The sequence below is a fragment of the Psychromicrobium xiongbiense genome (genome assembly GCF_030271165.1).
GTDB lineage: Bacteria > Actinomycetota > Actinomycetes > Actinomycetales > Micrococcaceae > Renibacterium > Renibacterium xiongbiense.
In genome coordinates, this window is sequence record NZ_JASSZH010000018.1 from 1 (window position 1) to 14,153 (window position 14,153).

General features: G+C 63.7%; 16 protein-coding genes. 9 read left to right on the forward strand and 7 right to left on the reverse strand.

Features of this window, described 5'->3' with window-relative positions; all coding sequences use genetic code 11:
• Nucleotides 1–145: 145 nt before the first annotated feature.
• Nucleotides 146–1,054, reverse strand: a complete 909-nt coding sequence (locus QQM37_RS07105; RefSeq protein ID WP_285725989.1) for a glutamate ABC transporter substrate-binding protein — start codon at nt 1,052–1,054, stop codon at nt 146–148.
• A gap of 52 nt (nt 1,055–1,106) precedes the next feature.
• Nucleotides 1,107–1,847: an amino acid ABC transporter ATP-binding protein gene (locus QQM37_RS07110; protein WP_420030135.1), complete on the reverse strand. Its 741-nt coding sequence runs from the start codon at nt 1,845–1,847 to the stop codon at nt 1,107–1,109.
• A 272-nt stretch (nt 1,848–2,119) separates the two neighbouring features.
• On the opposite strand from QQM37_RS07110, the gene QQM37_RS07115 reads away from it, so the two are divergent.
• From QQM37_RS07115 to QQM37_RS07135, 5 genes are all read left to right on the forward strand, one after another.
• Entirely contained in the window at nt 2,120–2,854 is a 735-nt protein-coding gene (locus QQM37_RS07115; RefSeq protein ID WP_285726016.1) for an LOG family protein, read from the forward strand.
• Nucleotides 2,851–3,336, forward strand: a complete 486-nt coding sequence (locus QQM37_RS07120; RefSeq protein WP_285725991.1) for a DivIVA domain-containing protein — start codon at nt 2,851–2,853, stop codon at nt 3,334–3,336. The genes QQM37_RS07115 and QQM37_RS07120 overlap by 4 nt, the downstream gene beginning before the upstream one ends.
• The gene (locus QQM37_RS07125) at nt 3,333–3,923 is read left to right on the forward strand and encodes a DNA-3-methyladenine glycosylase I (RefSeq protein ID WP_285725993.1); all 591 of its coding nucleotides are present in this window, start codon (nt 3,333–3,335) and stop codon (nt 3,921–3,923) included. The genes QQM37_RS07120 and QQM37_RS07125 overlap by 4 nt, the downstream gene beginning before the upstream one ends.
• Nucleotides 3,924–3,964: 41 nt before the next feature.
• Complete coding sequence (locus QQM37_RS07130; protein ID WP_285725995.1) at nt 3,965–5,272, forward strand: hypothetical protein; 1,308 nt, start codon at nt 3,965–3,967, stop codon at nt 5,270–5,272.
• 166 nt (nt 5,273–5,438) lie between these two features.
• Nucleotides 5,439–5,606 carry a DUF3117 domain-containing protein gene (locus QQM37_RS07135; protein WP_285725997.1) on the forward strand — a complete coding sequence of 56 codons (168 nt, stop codon included), beginning with the start codon at nt 5,439–5,441 and terminating at the stop codon, nt 5,604–5,606.
• A 79-nt stretch (nt 5,607–5,685) separates the two neighbouring features.
• Here the strand turns inward: QQM37_RS07135 and QQM37_RS07140 are convergent, their stop codons facing one another.
• Entirely contained in the window at nt 5,686–6,318 is a 633-nt protein-coding gene (locus tag QQM37_RS07140; protein WP_285725999.1) for an O-methyltransferase, read from the reverse strand.
• A gap of 172 nt (nt 6,319–6,490) precedes the next feature.
• Here QQM37_RS07140 and sigE point away from each other — a divergent pair, with 172 nt between their 5' ends.
• Nucleotides 6,491–7,126 carry an RNA polymerase sigma factor SigE gene (gene sigE, locus QQM37_RS07145; RefSeq protein ID WP_285726000.1) on the forward strand — a complete coding sequence of 212 codons (636 nt, stop codon included), beginning with the start codon at nt 6,491–6,493 and terminating at the stop codon, nt 7,124–7,126.
• Between the two features lie 30 nt (nt 7,127–7,156).
• Entirely contained in the window at nt 7,157–7,540 is a 384-nt protein-coding gene (locus QQM37_RS07150) for a twin-arginine translocase TatA/TatE family subunit (protein WP_285726002.1), read from the forward strand.
• Between the two features lie 120 nt (nt 7,541–7,660).
• Here QQM37_RS07150 and QQM37_RS07155 read toward each other — a convergent pair whose 3' ends face one another.
• The gene (locus QQM37_RS07155; protein ID WP_285726004.1) at nt 7,661–9,385 is read right to left on the reverse strand and encodes a glycoside hydrolase family 13 protein; all 1,725 of its coding nucleotides are present in this window, start codon (nt 9,383–9,385) and stop codon (nt 7,661–7,663) included.
• Nucleotides 9,386–9,520: 135 nt separating this feature from the next.
• On the opposite strand from QQM37_RS07155, the gene QQM37_RS07160 reads away from it, so the two are divergent.
• Nucleotides 9,521–9,859 (forward strand): YnfA family protein, encoded by a 339-nt coding sequence (locus QQM37_RS07160; RefSeq protein WP_285726006.1) that lies wholly within the window; start codon nt 9,521–9,523, stop codon nt 9,857–9,859.
• A gap of 74 nt (nt 9,860–9,933) precedes the next feature.
• On the opposite strand, the gene QQM37_RS07165 is transcribed toward QQM37_RS07160, so the two are convergent.
• Genes QQM37_RS07165 through QQM37_RS07175 form a run of 3 tightly spaced genes read right to left on the reverse strand, consistent with a single transcriptional unit; the run spans nt 9,934 to nt 13,008 of the window.
• Entirely contained in the window at nt 9,934–11,115 is a 1,182-nt protein-coding gene (locus QQM37_RS07165) for an Mrp/NBP35 family ATP-binding protein (RefSeq protein ID WP_285726008.1), read from the reverse strand.
• Nucleotides 11,112–11,732 (reverse strand): DUF1003 domain-containing protein, encoded by a 621-nt coding sequence (locus QQM37_RS07170; protein ID WP_420030134.1) that lies wholly within the window; start codon nt 11,730–11,732, stop codon nt 11,112–11,114. Before QQM37_RS07170 ends, QQM37_RS07165 begins: the two co-directional genes overlap by 4 nt.
• Complete coding sequence (locus QQM37_RS07175) at nt 11,725–13,008, reverse strand: magnesium transporter MgtE N-terminal domain-containing protein (protein WP_285726010.1); 1,284 nt, start codon at nt 13,006–13,008, stop codon at nt 11,725–11,727. The genes QQM37_RS07170 and QQM37_RS07175 overlap by 8 nt, the downstream gene beginning before the upstream one ends.
• Before the next feature lie 144 nt (nt 13,009–13,152).
• On the opposite strand from QQM37_RS07175, the gene QQM37_RS07180 reads away from it, so the two are divergent.
• The gene (locus tag QQM37_RS07180; protein WP_285726012.1) at nt 13,153–14,067 is read left to right on the forward strand and encodes a YflT domain-containing protein; all 915 of its coding nucleotides are present in this window, start codon (nt 13,153–13,155) and stop codon (nt 14,065–14,067) included.
• Nucleotides 14,068–14,153 lie beyond the last annotated feature (86 nt).

The following is a 14,153-nucleotide window of genomic DNA, read 5'->3' on the forward strand; positions in this document are numbered from 1 at the left end:
AAGAACAGGATGATCGTGTTCTTGAAACCTTCGCTGAAAAGATCAAGATTATCGGTCAGCGTATTCACAGCAGTGGCTCGCTTTCGAAGAGGAGTGCCGTGGTGCCCCGGCCTGCACAAGGTCGGGGCACCACGGACGAGCAGTGCTAGCTTGCCGGGTAGTTGTCCACGGCAGGCTGGGCAACCTTGAGACCGGACTTGCCCAGAGTGCTGTCGTAGATCTTGCTCCAGACATCCTTGCCCTTGGTCAGGGTGTCATTGAGGAAGGTGCGCAGCGCCGTGTCACCCTTCTTCAGACCGATGCCGTACTTCTCCGTGGTGAACGGCTGGCCGACGACCTTGAGGTTGTCCGGGTCCTGGGCGGCGTAGCCGAGCAGGATGGCCTGGTCAGTGGTCACGACGTCGACCTGGCCGCTGTTGAGCGCGTCGATGCACTTGGAGTACACATCGAACTCCACCGGGATGGCCTTGGGGTAGTTGGTCTTGATGTTCTGGATCGGGGTGGAGCCGGTGGCGGAGCAGACCTTCTTGCCGTCCAGATCCTTCTCGCTCTTGATGCTGTCATTGCTCTTCTTCACCAGCAGGCCCTGGCCCGTGACAAAGTACGGCCCGGCAAAGTCCACCAGGGCTTTGCGCTTGTCCGTGATGGAGTAGGTGCCCACATAGAGGTCCACCTGGCCGTTGGCCAGGGCCTGCTCACGGTTGGAGGAGGGGATCGCCTGGAAGGTGATCTTGTCTGCGCTCATTCCCAGCGAGGCTGCCATCCAGCGGGCGATCTCGATATCGAATCCGGAGTACTGGCCGGTGGTCGGATCCTTGAGACCCAGTCCGGGCTGATCCTCCTTGACGCCGATGGTGATCTTGCCGCCGGACTTGATCTTGTCGTACGTCGGGCTGCCGGTGAGCGAGACGCTGGACGCGACGGAGTAGGGAGTGGCAGCAGCAGCCGCGCTACTGGTATCGGTTCCTCCGGTGGAGCCGCCACAGGCTGTGAGAGCCAGTGCTGCAGCAATGATTCCTGCTCCAGCCACACTGGCTTTTCGAGTGAGTTTCATGGGGTTCCTTTCGGTGGTGCACAAGTGATTGTTGCGGTGCGCGGGCAGGTCGTCAGTGGGTAAGGATCTTGGACAGGAAGTCTTTGGCACGTTCGCTCTTCGGATGAGAGAAGAAGTCCTCCGGGGTGGCGGACTCCACGATCTGGCCATCGGCCATGAAAACGACGCGGTCAGCGGCCTTGCGGGCGAAGCCCATCTCGTGGGTCACCACGATCATGGTCATGCCCTCTTTGGCCAGACCCACCATGACGTCGAGCACTTCATTGATCATCTCGGGGTCCAGGGCGGAGGTGGGCTCATCGAAGAGCATGACCTTGGGCTTCATGGCCAGGGCCCGAGCAATGGCCACACGCTGCTGCTGACCACCGGAGAGCTGGGCGGGCAGTTTGGCGGCCTGGGCTCCCACCCCGACGCGCTCCAGCAGCGCCATGGCCTCCTTTTCGGCCTGGGCCTTGGGAATGCCCTTGACCTTGATCGGGCCGAGGGTCACGTTTTCCAGAATGGTCTTGTGGGCAAAGAGGTTGAAGGCCTGGAACACCATGCCGACCTCCGCACGCAAATGGGCCAGCGCCTTGCCTTCCTCGGGAAGGACCTTGCCGTCAATGGAGATCTGACCGTTGTCGATGGTCTCGAGGCGATTGATGGTCCGGCACAGCGTCGACTTTCCGGAACCGGAAGGGCCAATCACCACCACGACCTCGCCCCGGTTGACCTCAAGGCTGACGTCCTTGAGCACGTGGAGGGCGCCATAGTGTTTGTTCACCGCGTTGACGTGCACCAGCGGCTGCACCATTTGACTTGTCATAGGTAGAACCTACCGAATGTTCAGGGATTGTTCACTAGCTGACGAATTATTCAGGCGATTGTGATGAAGGCGTGATGGCATGGTGACGGTCCGGAAATCCTCCGAAACTCACCGGTAACATGGCATAGCCTGAGAGCATGAGTTCACCACACACCCCCGATTCTGTTGATTCCGTCTCCGTGGACGTCGTTGAGGAGGAGATCATTGCGGTGGCGCCCTCGCGTCGACGTGGCCCGGTGGAGCTTCGCCGGAAACAGGCGATGGGGAACACCGCGGATCAGAACCTGCTGGATAGCCGCAGCCCCGGCGAGTTCACCCGGACCGATCCCTGGCGCGTGCTGAGAATCCAGTCTGAATTCGTCGAAGGTTTCGGGGCACTGGCGGATATCGGGCCGGCGGTGAGCGTCTTCGGCTCAGCCCGCACCCGCCCTGACAGCGCCTATTACGCCACCGGCGTGGAGGTCGGACGGTTGTTGGCCGAGTCAGGGCTGGCCGTCATCACCGGCGGTGGTCCCGGATCCATGGAAGCCGCCAACCGTGGCGCGGTGGAAGGTGGTGGACTCTCGATCGGTCTCGGCATCGAACTTCCCTTTGAACAGGGCATGAATCAATGGGTGGATCTGGGCGTCAACTTCCGCTACTTCTTTGCCCGGAAGACGATGTTCGTCAAGTACGCGCAGGGATTCATTGTGCTGCCGGGTGGATTCGGCACGATGGATGAGCTGTTCGAGGCGATGGTGCTCGTTCAGACGAAAAAGGTCACTTCCTTCCCGATCGTGCTGATCGGACGCGAATTCTGGAACCCCTTGCTGCGCTGGATTGAGGACACTCTGGTGAAAGACGGCCTGGTCTCTCCGGGGGACACCGGCATCGTCACCGTGGTGGACACGGCCGCCGAAGCGGTGGAGCGGATCACAGCCGCCATGGGCAGGACTGAGGCTGGCTCTGACATCACAGGCTCTGGCACCACCGGCTCTGGCACAATGGGCCGGTGAGTTACTTCCTCATTTTCCTCGCCGTTCTGGTGATTGCGGGCGTTGCCTTTTTTGTGGTCGGCCAGCAGCGGCGGTACCAGGGGCTGCCGCTCGCCCATGCCGTCAGCCCCAGCACCGAAGTGGCGGGCTCGGAGAAACCCTTGGAGCAACCGGGGGCTGCTCAGGCGATCCTCGATGACTCCCTGGCTGAGCCGGTGCCCCATCTGCCGCCAGTGCTGCTGCCTGCCGGTGCCCGCGCTGAGGATCTGGACCGGATTCGGTTCTCGGTGGCTCTGCGCGGGTACCGGATGGATCAGGTGGACCAGGTCCTGGATTCGCTCAGCACAGATCTGGAGCAGCAGGCCGCGCGGATCCGGGAGCTGGAGCGGGAGCTTGCCAGCAAGGATGCGCCCGCTGAGGACGCCGTGATTCAACCCGCAGCAGCCGAAGAGGAAGTAGTGCACAACGCATCAGTTCACCCAGAGACAGAGGGCGGCCGATGAGCGCCACTGTCCCAGGCACGGACGGTCTGATTCGCTGCAACTGGCCTGGTATGGCAGGCAATGACCTCTATACCCGCTATCACGACGACGAGTGGGGCACCCCGATCAGCGGCACTGGCCGCGAGCGGGAGACCCAGTATTTTGAGCGACTGAGCCTGGAGGCCTTCCAGTCGGGATTGAGCTGGCTGACCATTCTGCGCAAACGGGAAGCCTTCCGCACCGCCTTCGCAGGCTTCGAACCGGAGCAGGTAGCGGCCTTCACCGAGACCGATGTTGCCCGCTTGCTCGGGGACGCCGGAATCGTGCGCAATACGGCCAAGATCACCGCGACCATCGCCAATGCCCGGGCGATTCTGGCGTTGCCTGTGGGGGAGAGCCTGGCTGGACTGATCGAGGCGCACCGACCCGCTCCGCGTCTGGCAACGGAGCCGATTCCGGCTCAGACGTTGGAGTCGACGGCGCTGGCCAAAGCTCTGAAGCAGCGGGGCTTCCGATTCATCGGGCCGACCACGGCCTATGCCATGATGCAGGCTGTGGGTCTGGTCAACGATCACCAGGCGGACTGCTGGGTTCGCGGGGAACGGTGAGGGCCGGGGGGCGACGGAGCACATACCGGGACGACCTCTGGGTGTTGCCGTCGAACCGGGCGTTGTTCTGGGAGCCACTCCGGCGTTTTTTCCGCCCGCTGGCCGGCTCCCCCTGGTGGCTGAGGATCGGTCTGATCTATCTGGCGACCCGTATGGTCAGCGGAGCCATTTTTGCCGGTGCTGCGCTTCAGCAGGGGCCCAACCCCTGGTTTCCGCCACAACCGGATTACCTGCATTTCCTGGGGATCTGGGATTCGGAGTGGTATCAGCGGATTTTCGACTCCGGCTACCCCTCGGTGCTTCCGCGGGATACGAACGGAGCGGTGCAGCAGAACACCTGGGCGTTCTATCCGGTGTTTCCCCTGCTGGTCAGGGGGCTCGCCGTCCTGACCGGAGGCAGCTGGCTGATTCTCGCGCCGATCGTCGCGACCCTGGCCGGGCTGGCGGCATCGTTGATCTGCTACCGGCTCTTCCGGCATTTCACCAAGGATCGCACGGCCACCTGGGGCGTGATGTTCCTGCTGACCTTCCCTGCCTCCGCGATCCTCCAGGTGCCCTACGCCGAGTCGATCAACCTGGCGTTTCTGGCCGGGGCGTTGCTCCTGGTGCTCCAGCGTCGTTACTACGCGGCCGTTCCGCTGATTCTATTGGCGGATCTTTCGCGCCCCGTGGGCTCCGCTTTTGCCCTGTTCGCGGTCCTGCACGTGGTCACCCAGCTGTGGCCCGGGACGCGCAGTCTCTTCGGCTACCTGCCCTGGCAGGGGGGCTCGCGCCAGAGCGGGGATCTGCCCAGCGATGTAACCTCGTTCAGGCAGAGTGGGTTCAGGCTGCCTGGGTTCAGGCAGGGTGGCGGAATGGCCGTGATGCTGCTGGCCAGCCTGATAGGCGCCGCAGCATGGCCGGTCATTGCCTGGTGGGCCACCGGCGTCCCCTCTGCCTATACGGACACTGAGACCACCTGGCGCGGTGGGCCTTTGGTGCTCTTCCAGCCTTGGCTGGCCGCTGCCCAGCAATACCTCGGACTGGTGGGCGGCATCGCCGGGGTGGTGCTGCTTCTGTTGGCGTTCCTGGTGTACTTCAACTCGGCGGCGGTCCGACGGATCGGCCTGGACCTTCGCCTCTGGGGTCTGAGCTACACGGCTTATCTGGCGGCAGTCCTGCATCCGCAGACGAGCACCTTCCGTCTGCTCCTGCCGCTTTTCCCGTTCGCTCTGGCCACAGCATTCCTGGTGCGATCGACCCGGGCCCGGTGGGTGGTCCTGATCTTGTTCCTGCTGCTCCAGATGGTCTGGGTGGTCTGGCTCTGGGCCTGGGCGCCCTTGCCGGGCGGTGGTGATTACCCGCCCTGACCGGACCTGCCGAGTGGCGTCCCTGGACCGCTCCTGCGCAGGGAAGGCGCCATCGATTTCCGATGAAACGATTCCAACGACCGGGGTGAAATTGGCCCTCAGTGTGATCTACGAGATAATGAGTTGAGCGACCATTCGCTTGAACAACTGTGAAGGGGTTTACCTGATGGCGGCCATGAAGCCCAGAACCGGTGACGGTCCGATGGAGGTCACGAAGGAAGGGCGGAGCCTGATTATGCGCGTTCCGCTGGAAGGCGGAGGGCGCCTTGTCGTAGAGCTCAATGCCGAGGAGGCAGGTCGGCTCAAAGACTGCCTGGTTGGCGTAACGGAATAATTTTTCAGCCTGATGGGGCGGCATCCTGAACTCAGGATGCCGCCCCATCAGCGTTTCTGAAGGTTTTTGGTGCGGAGCGTCAGCGTTTGGTGGCCAGCAGCAGGGCATCGCCCACAGGGACGACGGCCGTCAACAGCCGGGGATCCTCGCGCAACTCTTTAGCGGCCTTACGCAGCAGCACAGTGTGCTCCTCGCGCCGTGCCGGCTCGGCCACCCGGCCGCCATCGAGCGCGTCATGGACCACCAGCAGGCCGCTGGGCTTGAGCAGGCGGATGCCCTGTTCGATGTAGCCGGGGTAGGACGACTTATCCGCATTCAGGAAGACCAAATCATAGGCGGCATCGGTCAGCCGGGGCAGCACATCGTTGGCCCGCCCGCTGATGGTGCGGGTGCGATTGCCCGGGAATCCCGCCTCGCTGAAGGCGTCACGGCAGGCCTTGAGATGTTCGGCATCGACGTCGATGCTGGTCAGGACGGCCTGGGGGCTGAGTCCACGCAGCAGGTAGATGCCGGAGACGCCGGTCCGGGCACCGATTTCGACGACGGTATGTGCCTTGGACGAGGCGGCCAGGACGCTGAGCAGGGCGCCGGTGGCAGGGCTGATCGACGCCACGCCCAGGTCGCGGGCACGATCCCTCGCCCGCAACAGGGTCTGGTCCTCCAACGGAAGCCCTTCAACGTACGACCAGACGATAGATTTGTCGATGCTCATGCCTTCAGCCTACTGGAGCCGGTTGGGACGCACCCCACGGGGTGGTGTGTGGGTGGCGCAGGGGGATTCTTCCGCTCTGCGCTAAATACCTGCCACGACACAGGAAAAGCCCAGTGGAATCTGCAACCATATAGATTCGGCACTCCTCAAGGAACCTCAAGGAGGTAGTCCCATGGCCGACCAGCAGCTTACGGTTTCACCGGGCAGCACGGGTGTTCCCTCCCCGGAGACTGCCGCCTGGGTGGCACCCAGCTGGGATGAAGTAGTGCGCAATCACTCCTCCAAAGTCTTGCGTCTCGCGTACCGGCTGACCGGCAATCAGCACGATGCCGAAGATCTCACCCAGGAAGTATTCGTGCGGGTTTTCCGGGCACTGGCTACCTTCACACCAGGGACTCTTGACGGCTGGCTGCACCGGATCACTACCAATCTGTTCCTGGATCAGGCCCGGCGCAAGAGCCGGATTCGCTTTGATGCTCTGGCGGAAGATGCTGAGAGTCGGGTTCCCGGCCGGGATCCAGGGCCGGAATTGAGCTTTGAGTTCAACAACCTTGATGTGGATATTCAGTCCGCGCTCAAAGCGCTGCCGCCGGATTTCCGGGCCGCTGTGGTGCTGTGTGACCTGGAGGGTCTGGCCTATGACGAAGTGGCCGCAGCCCTGGGAATCAAGCTGGGAACAGTACGTTCGCGGATCCACCGAGGCCGTGCCATGCTGCGTGAATCGCTCGCACATCGCGCACCACGTCAGATCAAGGCGGTCAAGAAGCTTCCTGTGCTGAAGCTTCCGCGTATTTCGACGATGTTCTGACCTCTCCAAGCAGGTAATGTTTGGTCCGACATGTTTAACATCAACGGCTTCGAGTTCCTGATCATTGGCGTCCTTGCGGTGCTGGTGATCGGGCCCAAACGTCTGCCTGAGTACACGCAGAAGTTTCGTAATTTTGTCCGGGAAGCACGCCGGATGGCCAGTGGCGCCCGGGAACAGATCAAAGAAGAAGCCGGGGTGGATCTGGATGCCATCGACTGGCAGAAGCTTGATCCACGCCAGTACGATCCGCGACGGATCATCCGCGAGGCCCTGCTCGATGACCCGGAGCCGGCTCCGGCCGCCATCGAGTCATCGGCACCCGCTGCTGCCATCGCGGCTGCGCCCGAGCCGGTCAGGGTTGTGGAACGGCTGGCCGCTGGCGAACGCGCTCCGTGGGATATCGACGCCACCTAAGTCCTTGTTTCGCGAACGTTAACGGGAAAAGCACCCGCAATCGCGGGTGCTTTTCCCGTTAACGTTCGCGAAACTGCCCACCTCACCACACTGATCATGCAGCTGGTTGGCAAGGAGCTCTCAGACTCGGAGCCAGGCGGTGGTCACCCCGGGCAGTGTATTTCCTTCCAGTGTCTTCCCCTCCAGTGTCTTCCCCTCCAGGGGGGCACTGACAACGAGGACGTCCCCGGATGGCAGGTCAAAGGGCTCCGCGCCGAAGTTCGTCACCGAGGTCCAGCCATCCGGGCGACGGAAGGCCAGGACGTCATCGCGGCCGGTCTCCAGCCACTCCAGCGACTCGGCCGTCTGCAACTGTGAGCGCAGTGCCAGGGCCGCCTGGTAGAGCGAGAGGGTGGACCCGGGAACACCATCCTCCACGCCCGCTGCGTACTCTGCGAACCAGGTGGGCTGCGGCAGATGCGAGCCATCGGTACCGAATCCGAAGGAGGTGCCCGACGCCGTCCACGGGAGTGGAACCCGGCAGCCATCGCGGCCGACGTCCACTCCCTTGTTGCGGAAGAACGTAGGGTCCTGGCGGTCCGCATCCGGAATGTCGCCGACTTCCTGCAGGCCAAGCTCTTCGCCCTGATAGAGATAGGCGGAACCGGGCAGGGCGAGCATCAGCAAGGTAGCGGCCCTGGCCCGGCGCAGACCCAGCTCGACGTCGACCGCTGCGGGATCGCCACCCTCAAGAAGCCAGGTCTTGCCGGCCTGCCCAGCCATGATCTCGCCATCGGAGACCCGCTCGACGACGGGCAGTCCGTAGCGGGTGGCATGGCGGATGACATCGTGGTTGGAGAACACCCAGGTGGACGAGGCCCCGGAGGCAGCTGCCTCGGCCAGGTTCTTGGTGATGATGGACCGGAACTGCCCAGCGTCGAAATCGGCCTGCAGCAGATCGAAGTTGAAGGCCTGGCCCAGGCCTTCGGGGCTGGCGTAGCGCGCCCGACGGTCGGGATGCACCCATGCCTCGGCGACGGCAGTCCGTGGCGGGTTGTATTCATTGAAGACCTTGCGCCACTCGGCATAGATGTCATGCACGGCATCCCGGTCCCAGTAGGGATGAGAACCATCCACAAAGCCGTCCGTACCAGTGTTGGCTGCCTGCAGCTCCGCCCGGGAGGGCAAAGGCTCGGAGAGGTCCTTGACCATGGCGTGTGCCACATCCACCCGGAAGCCATCCACGCCGCGGTCTGACCAGAAACGCAGGGTCTTCAGGAAATCATCGCGAACCTCGGGGTTGTCCCAATTGAGGTCCGGTTGCTCCTTGGCAAAAATGTGCATGTACCACTGGCCGGGCGTTCCATCCGGCTCGGTGATGCGTTCCCAGCTTGAGCCTCCGAACACCGATTCCCAGTCCGAGGGCGGCAGGTCACCGTTCTCGCCCTTGCCATCGCGGAAAATGTAGCGATTCCTGGCTGCGGAGTCGGGGGGTGAGGCCAGGGCCTCCTGGAACCAGAGGTGCCGATTGGAGGAATGGTTCGGGACGATGTCGACAATCACCCGGATGCCAGCCTTGTGCAGTGCAGCTGCCATCTCGTCGAAGTCCTCGAGGGTGCCGAGCCGGGGGTCCACATTCCGGTAGTCGTCGACGTCGTAGCCGCCGTCCGCCAGGGCTGAGGGATAGAAGGGGCTCAGCCAGACGGCATCGACGCCCAGGGCCTTCAGATAGGGAACCCGGGAGGTCACCCCCGGAAGATCGCCGATGCCGTCCCCGTTGGAGTCCGCGAAGCTGCGGGGGTAGATCTGGTAAACGGCGGCCTGACGCCACCAGTTGGCGTCCGGGGCGAGGGAATTTTCTGACATGGAGACTCCTTTGTCCTGGGGTATCTGCCGGGCATGCGTAAGCGCTTGCACCATCGTCGCGCAGGAACAGAGGTGACGCAAGTGAGGATCTCCAGCAGATGACATGTTCACGGGCGGGGGCGGCATCATAGGTGGATGGGCATTCTCAGATCAGTCGTTCTCTTCACTCTGGCCGCTGTTGCGGAGATCGGTGGGGCCTGGCTCATTTGGCAGGCCGTCCGCGAAGGCAGGGGGTGGTGGTGGGCAGGACTGGGCGTCGTGGCGCTGGGCGTGTACGGATTCGTCGCCACGGCCCAGCCGGATGCTCATTTCGGCCGGATTCTGGCCGCCTATGGTGGGGTGTTCATCGTAGGCTCGCTGGCCTGGGGCATGATGCTGGACGGCTTCAGGCCCGACCGCTGGGATCTGATCGGCACGTTCATCGCCCTGGTCGGCGTGGCCGTCATCATGTTCGCTCCGCGGACCTCGGGGTGAGTCCTCGGTCTGAGAAAAATTCTTCGTCGAGTGGTGAGGTCACGCCCCTAACATGCATGGTGAGGGGCGTGACCTCACCACTCGACGGACATGGGGGTCACGCTCACGCCCAGGGGACGACCGGCCAGACCCCGGGGGCGGGCGGCCAATTGCGCAGCCACAGCTGTCAATGCCGCGGACGCCGGGCTCTGCGGATTTGAGAGAACCACCGGTCGGCCGGCGTCCCCACCCTCACGCAGTTCCACCGCCAACGGGACCTGGCCCAGCAGGGCGACCTCGGTGCCCACCGTGGCGCTGAGCCGGGTGGCGACAGCCTCACCACCGCCGGAGCCGAAGAGCTCCAGCCGGGTGCCGTCGGGCTGCTCTAGCCAGGACATGTTCTCCACCACGCCTGCGATCTTCTGGCCGGTACTGGCCGCGATCGCCCCGGCACGCTCGGCGACATCGGCCGCTGCAACCTGCGGCGTGGTGACCACCAGGAGCTGCGCGGAAGGCAGCAGTTGGGCGACGGAAATGGCCATGTCCCCGGTGCCGGGGGGCAGGTCGAGGAAGAGTACATCGAGATCGCCGAAATAGACATCGGTGAGGAACTGCTCCAGGGCCCGGTGCAGCATGGGCCCCCGCCAGGCAATGGCCTGATTGCCGGAGACGAACATGCCGATTGAGATGACCTTGACGCCGTACGCCACCACCGGCAGGATCATCTCGTCCACCCGGGTTGGGGTGGTGGTCTCGCCATCGTGCACCAGACCCATCAGGGCGGGCACCGAGAAGCCGTACACGTCAGCGTCGATGATCCCCACCTTGAGCCCGCGCGCGGCCAGAGCCGCAGCCAGATTCACGGTCACCGTGGACTTTCCCACCCCGCCCTTGCCGCTGGCGACGGCGTAGACCTGAGTCAGCGAGTCAGCCCGGGCAAAGGGATTGCCCTGGCGGTGGGCCGGTCGGAGCTGCTCCTTGAGGGCCGCTCGCTGTTCGGTGCTCATCACGCCCAGTTCCACTCTGACGTCCTCGATGCCGGGCACGCTCAGCAAGGCCGCCTCGGTATCGGAGACCAGCGTGTCACGTAACGGGCAGGCCGCTACGGTGAGGAGGATCCGCACCGTGACCTGCTCACCGTCCTGTTCCAGGCTCTCCACCATGCCCAGCTCGGTGATCGGCAGTCGCAACTCAGGGTCGATCACCCCGGCGAGCGCCTTCTTCAGGGTTTCTGGAAGGTGCAAAGGGCTATGGTCTGGCACGGGAGGAAGCGTCACGCGGAACCTTCGGACGCGGTGACCCTCTCCGCGCTGACCTTGGGGATCGCCTGGGTGCGCGGAGAGCCCTTGGAATCCCGGGATTTCTTGCGAGACTTCTCCCGGGCATCGGCTTCGGCCGACGGCTCGTCGCGTTCACTGGAGAGGATGTCCTCCAGAAGCGAGCGGAGCTCGGCACGGACAAAGTCGCGGGTGGCCACATCACGCAGGGCAATGCGCAGCGCAGCGACTTCCCGGGTCAGATATTCGGTATCCGCGAGGTTACGTTCATCGCGCGCCCGGTCCTGCTCGATCGTCACCCGGTCCCGGTCATCCTGTCGGTTCTGCGCCAGCAGGATCAACGGTGCCGCATACGAGGCCTGAGTGGAGAAGAACAGGTTGAGCAGAATGAACGGGTAGGGATCCCATTGGAAGCCGAACAGGCCGACGACGTTGAACAGGATCCAGACGAACACAATGATCGTCATGTAGAACAGGAAATTGGCGGTGCCCATATAGCGGGCGAACCGCTCCGCGAACCGTCCGAAGGCGTCGGGATCGTTGCCGAAATTCGGCAACATGCGCGAACGCAACTCAAGCGGGGTATCCAGACCCCCGTGGGTGTGCTTCTCAGCCAACACGTCCTCCTAGTCGTCGGACGGGTTCGCCGTCCTCGTGGGCACGCCAGTCATCGGGCAGTAGCTGATCCAACAGGTCATCGACCGTGATGGCGCCTACCAGGCGGCCGGCATCGTTGACCACCGGCAGCGACACCAGGTTGTAGGAGGCCATCACCCGGGAGACCTCGCTGACCGGTGCCAGATCGGACACCGGCTCCAGGTTTTTATCCACCAGGGTCCCCAGCTTCTCCGGAGGGGCGCTGCGCAGCAACTGCTGCACGTGCACCACGCCCAGGAACCGTCCGGTGGGCGTCTCCAGCGGGGGGCGGCAGACGTAAATGGAGGAGGCCAGCGCGGGAGAGAGCTCCTCGCTGCGCACGTGGGCCAGGGCTTCAGCAACCGAAGCCTCCGGGGGCAGGATCACCGGCACCGGAGTCATCAACCCGCCCGCGGTGTCCTCGTCGTACTGCAGCAGCCTGCGGACGTCATCGGCCTCGTCCGGCTCCATCAGTCGCAGCAGCTCCTCAGCTTTGGCAGAGGGAAGATCGGCCAGTAGATCGGCGGCATCGTCCGGGTCCATCTCCTCGAGGACGTCGGCGGCGCGTTCATTGTCCAGCGCGGAGAGCAGCTGAACCTGGTCCTCCTCCGGGAGCTCCTGGATCACATCGGCAAGACGTTCGTCCTGGAGCTCTGTGGCCACCTCGATGCGGCGTTTGTCGCTGAGCTCCTGGAGTGCATCGGCGAAGTCGGCAGGTTTGAGATCCTCATAGCTGGCCACCATCTGACTGGCACCCTGAGGCTCGGTGGTCGCTTCCTGGACGGTATCTGACCAGTCCAGGAGGAGCGTGTGGCCGCGACGCAGGCCACGGAGCCGGGAGGTCGAGGTGCCCCGGCGGACAAACAGTTTGGACACCAGCCACTCGCCGTTGCGCTGCTGGTCCATCGCGATATCTTCAATGACGGCTTCACCGCTGCCGTCCTTGAGAGTGACTTTGCGGTCGAACAGCTCGCCGACCACCAGCTGCTCTGCACCGCGCTGCTGGAAACGACGCAGATTGACCAGACCGGTGCAGATGATCTGGCCCTGATCCATCGACGTCAGCCGGGTCATCGGGACAAAGACGCGCTTTTTGCCGGGAACTTCAACCACGATGCCGACGGCATGCGGGGCTCCTCTCAGGCCACGGGAGAGGACGACGACGTCCCGCAGGCGGCCCAGACGGTCACCTAAAGGGTCAAAGACATCGAGGCCGAGCAGGCGCGCGACGAAGACGCGAGTAGGGTTTGAGTTCACTCCCCAAGGCTACTGTTTATATCGCCGTTTCCGCAGCCCGGGCGGGTTCGAGGATTCACAGGAAACCAGCACTTGCAGTTCACCTCGGGTTCACCGGAAGCGATACCCGCCCCACGGCGGCTCCGCATGGGCGAGAATGGGCGTATGTCGAATCTGTTTGGTCCTGGCCGCGCCCTGAACGACCCGCGCAGTGTGCCTCAGGGGGACACCGTGGGCAGTTACACCTCCTACCTGGATGCCCAGAAGGCCGTGGATTACCTGGCGGACCAACAGTTCCCGGTGGAGCAGGTCTCCATTGTGGGCAACGACCTGAAGATGGTGGAGCGGGTCACCGGGCGGCTCAGCTATCCCCGGGTGGCGCTCAGCGGTGCCTTCACCGGTGCCTGGTTCGGTCTCTTCGTCGGCGTCGTGCTGTCGATGTTCGGTTCCAACCCGGGGGAGTCCATCGTGTCGATTCCCGTGGCCATGCTGCTGGGCGCCTGTTTCTGGATGCTGTTCGGCATCGTCAGCTACGCCGCCCAGCGCGGCAAGCGGGACTTCACCTCAACCTCCCAGGTGATCGCTTCCAGCTACGACGTGCTTGTGGGGCGTGAGGTCTCCGGCCAGGCGCGGCAGCTGCTGCAGAAGCTTCCGATGTCCTCGGGGCAGCGGCCGCCGCACCAGCACCTGCCGCATAACCCGAACCAGACACGCCAGCCGCATCAGCCGTCTAATCCGGATCACCCCTCCAATCCCGGCGAGCCGTCTAATCCCGGCCAGCCGTCCTGGCCGCAGAGCTGGAACAATCCCTGGGATCAGTCGCGGGACCAAACGGGCCAGAATGATCAGAGGGGCCAGAGCGGACACAGCCAGGACCAACCCGCGCAGCCTGTTCAGGCCCCATTTGGCGCGGCCGATGCCGCTCTGCCCGCCCAGTCTGCAGCGGAACCGACACCCACTCCGGCATCCACCCGACGCTACCCGGACCTACCGGACGGACGCCCGCAGTACGGCATCCGGGTGGACCCGGATGCTCCCTCAAAGGACCCTGGTGGCCAGGACTCCCCGAAGGACCACTGAGCCGCCATCCACAGTTTTGCGAACGAAAACGGAAAGAGCACCCGCAATTGCGGGTGCTCTTTCCGTTTTCGTTCGCAAAACTGTGG

Coding starts and splice junctions, on each gene's coding strand:
- QQM37_RS07105 (WP_285725989.1), bottom strand. CDS start 1,054: ATGAAACTCACTCGAAAAGCCAGTGTGGCTGGAGCAGGAATCATTGCT.
- QQM37_RS07110 (WP_420030135.1), bottom strand. CDS start 1,847: ATGGTGCAGCCGCTGGTGCACGTCAACGCGGTGAACAAACACTATGGC.
- QQM37_RS07115 (WP_285726016.1), top strand. CDS start 2,120: ATGGGGAACACCGCGGATCAGAACCTGCTGGATAGCCGCAGCCCCGGC.
- QQM37_RS07125 (WP_285725993.1), top strand. CDS start 3,333: ATGAGCGCCACTGTCCCAGGCACGGACGGTCTGATTCGCTGCAACTGG.
- QQM37_RS07135 (WP_285725997.1), top strand. CDS start 5,439: ATGGCGGCCATGAAGCCCAGAACCGGTGACGGTCCGATGGAGGTCACG.
- QQM37_RS07140 (WP_285725999.1), bottom strand. CDS start 6,318: ATGAGCATCGACAAATCTATCGTCTGGTCGTACGTTGAAGGGCTTCCG.
- sigE (WP_285726000.1), top strand. CDS start 6,491: ATGGCCGACCAGCAGCTTACGGTTTCACCGGGCAGCACGGGTGTTCCC.
- QQM37_RS07150 (WP_285726002.1), top strand. CDS start 7,157: ATGTTTAACATCAACGGCTTCGAGTTCCTGATCATTGGCGTCCTTGCG.
- QQM37_RS07155 (WP_285726004.1), bottom strand. CDS start 9,385: ATGTCAGAAAATTCCCTCGCCCCGGACGCCAACTGGTGGCGTCAGGCC.
- QQM37_RS07160 (WP_285726006.1), top strand. CDS start 9,521: ATGGGCATTCTCAGATCAGTCGTTCTCTTCACTCTGGCCGCTGTTGCG.
- QQM37_RS07180 (WP_285726012.1), top strand. CDS start 13,153: ATGTCGAATCTGTTTGGTCCTGGCCGCGCCCTGAACGACCCGCGCAGT.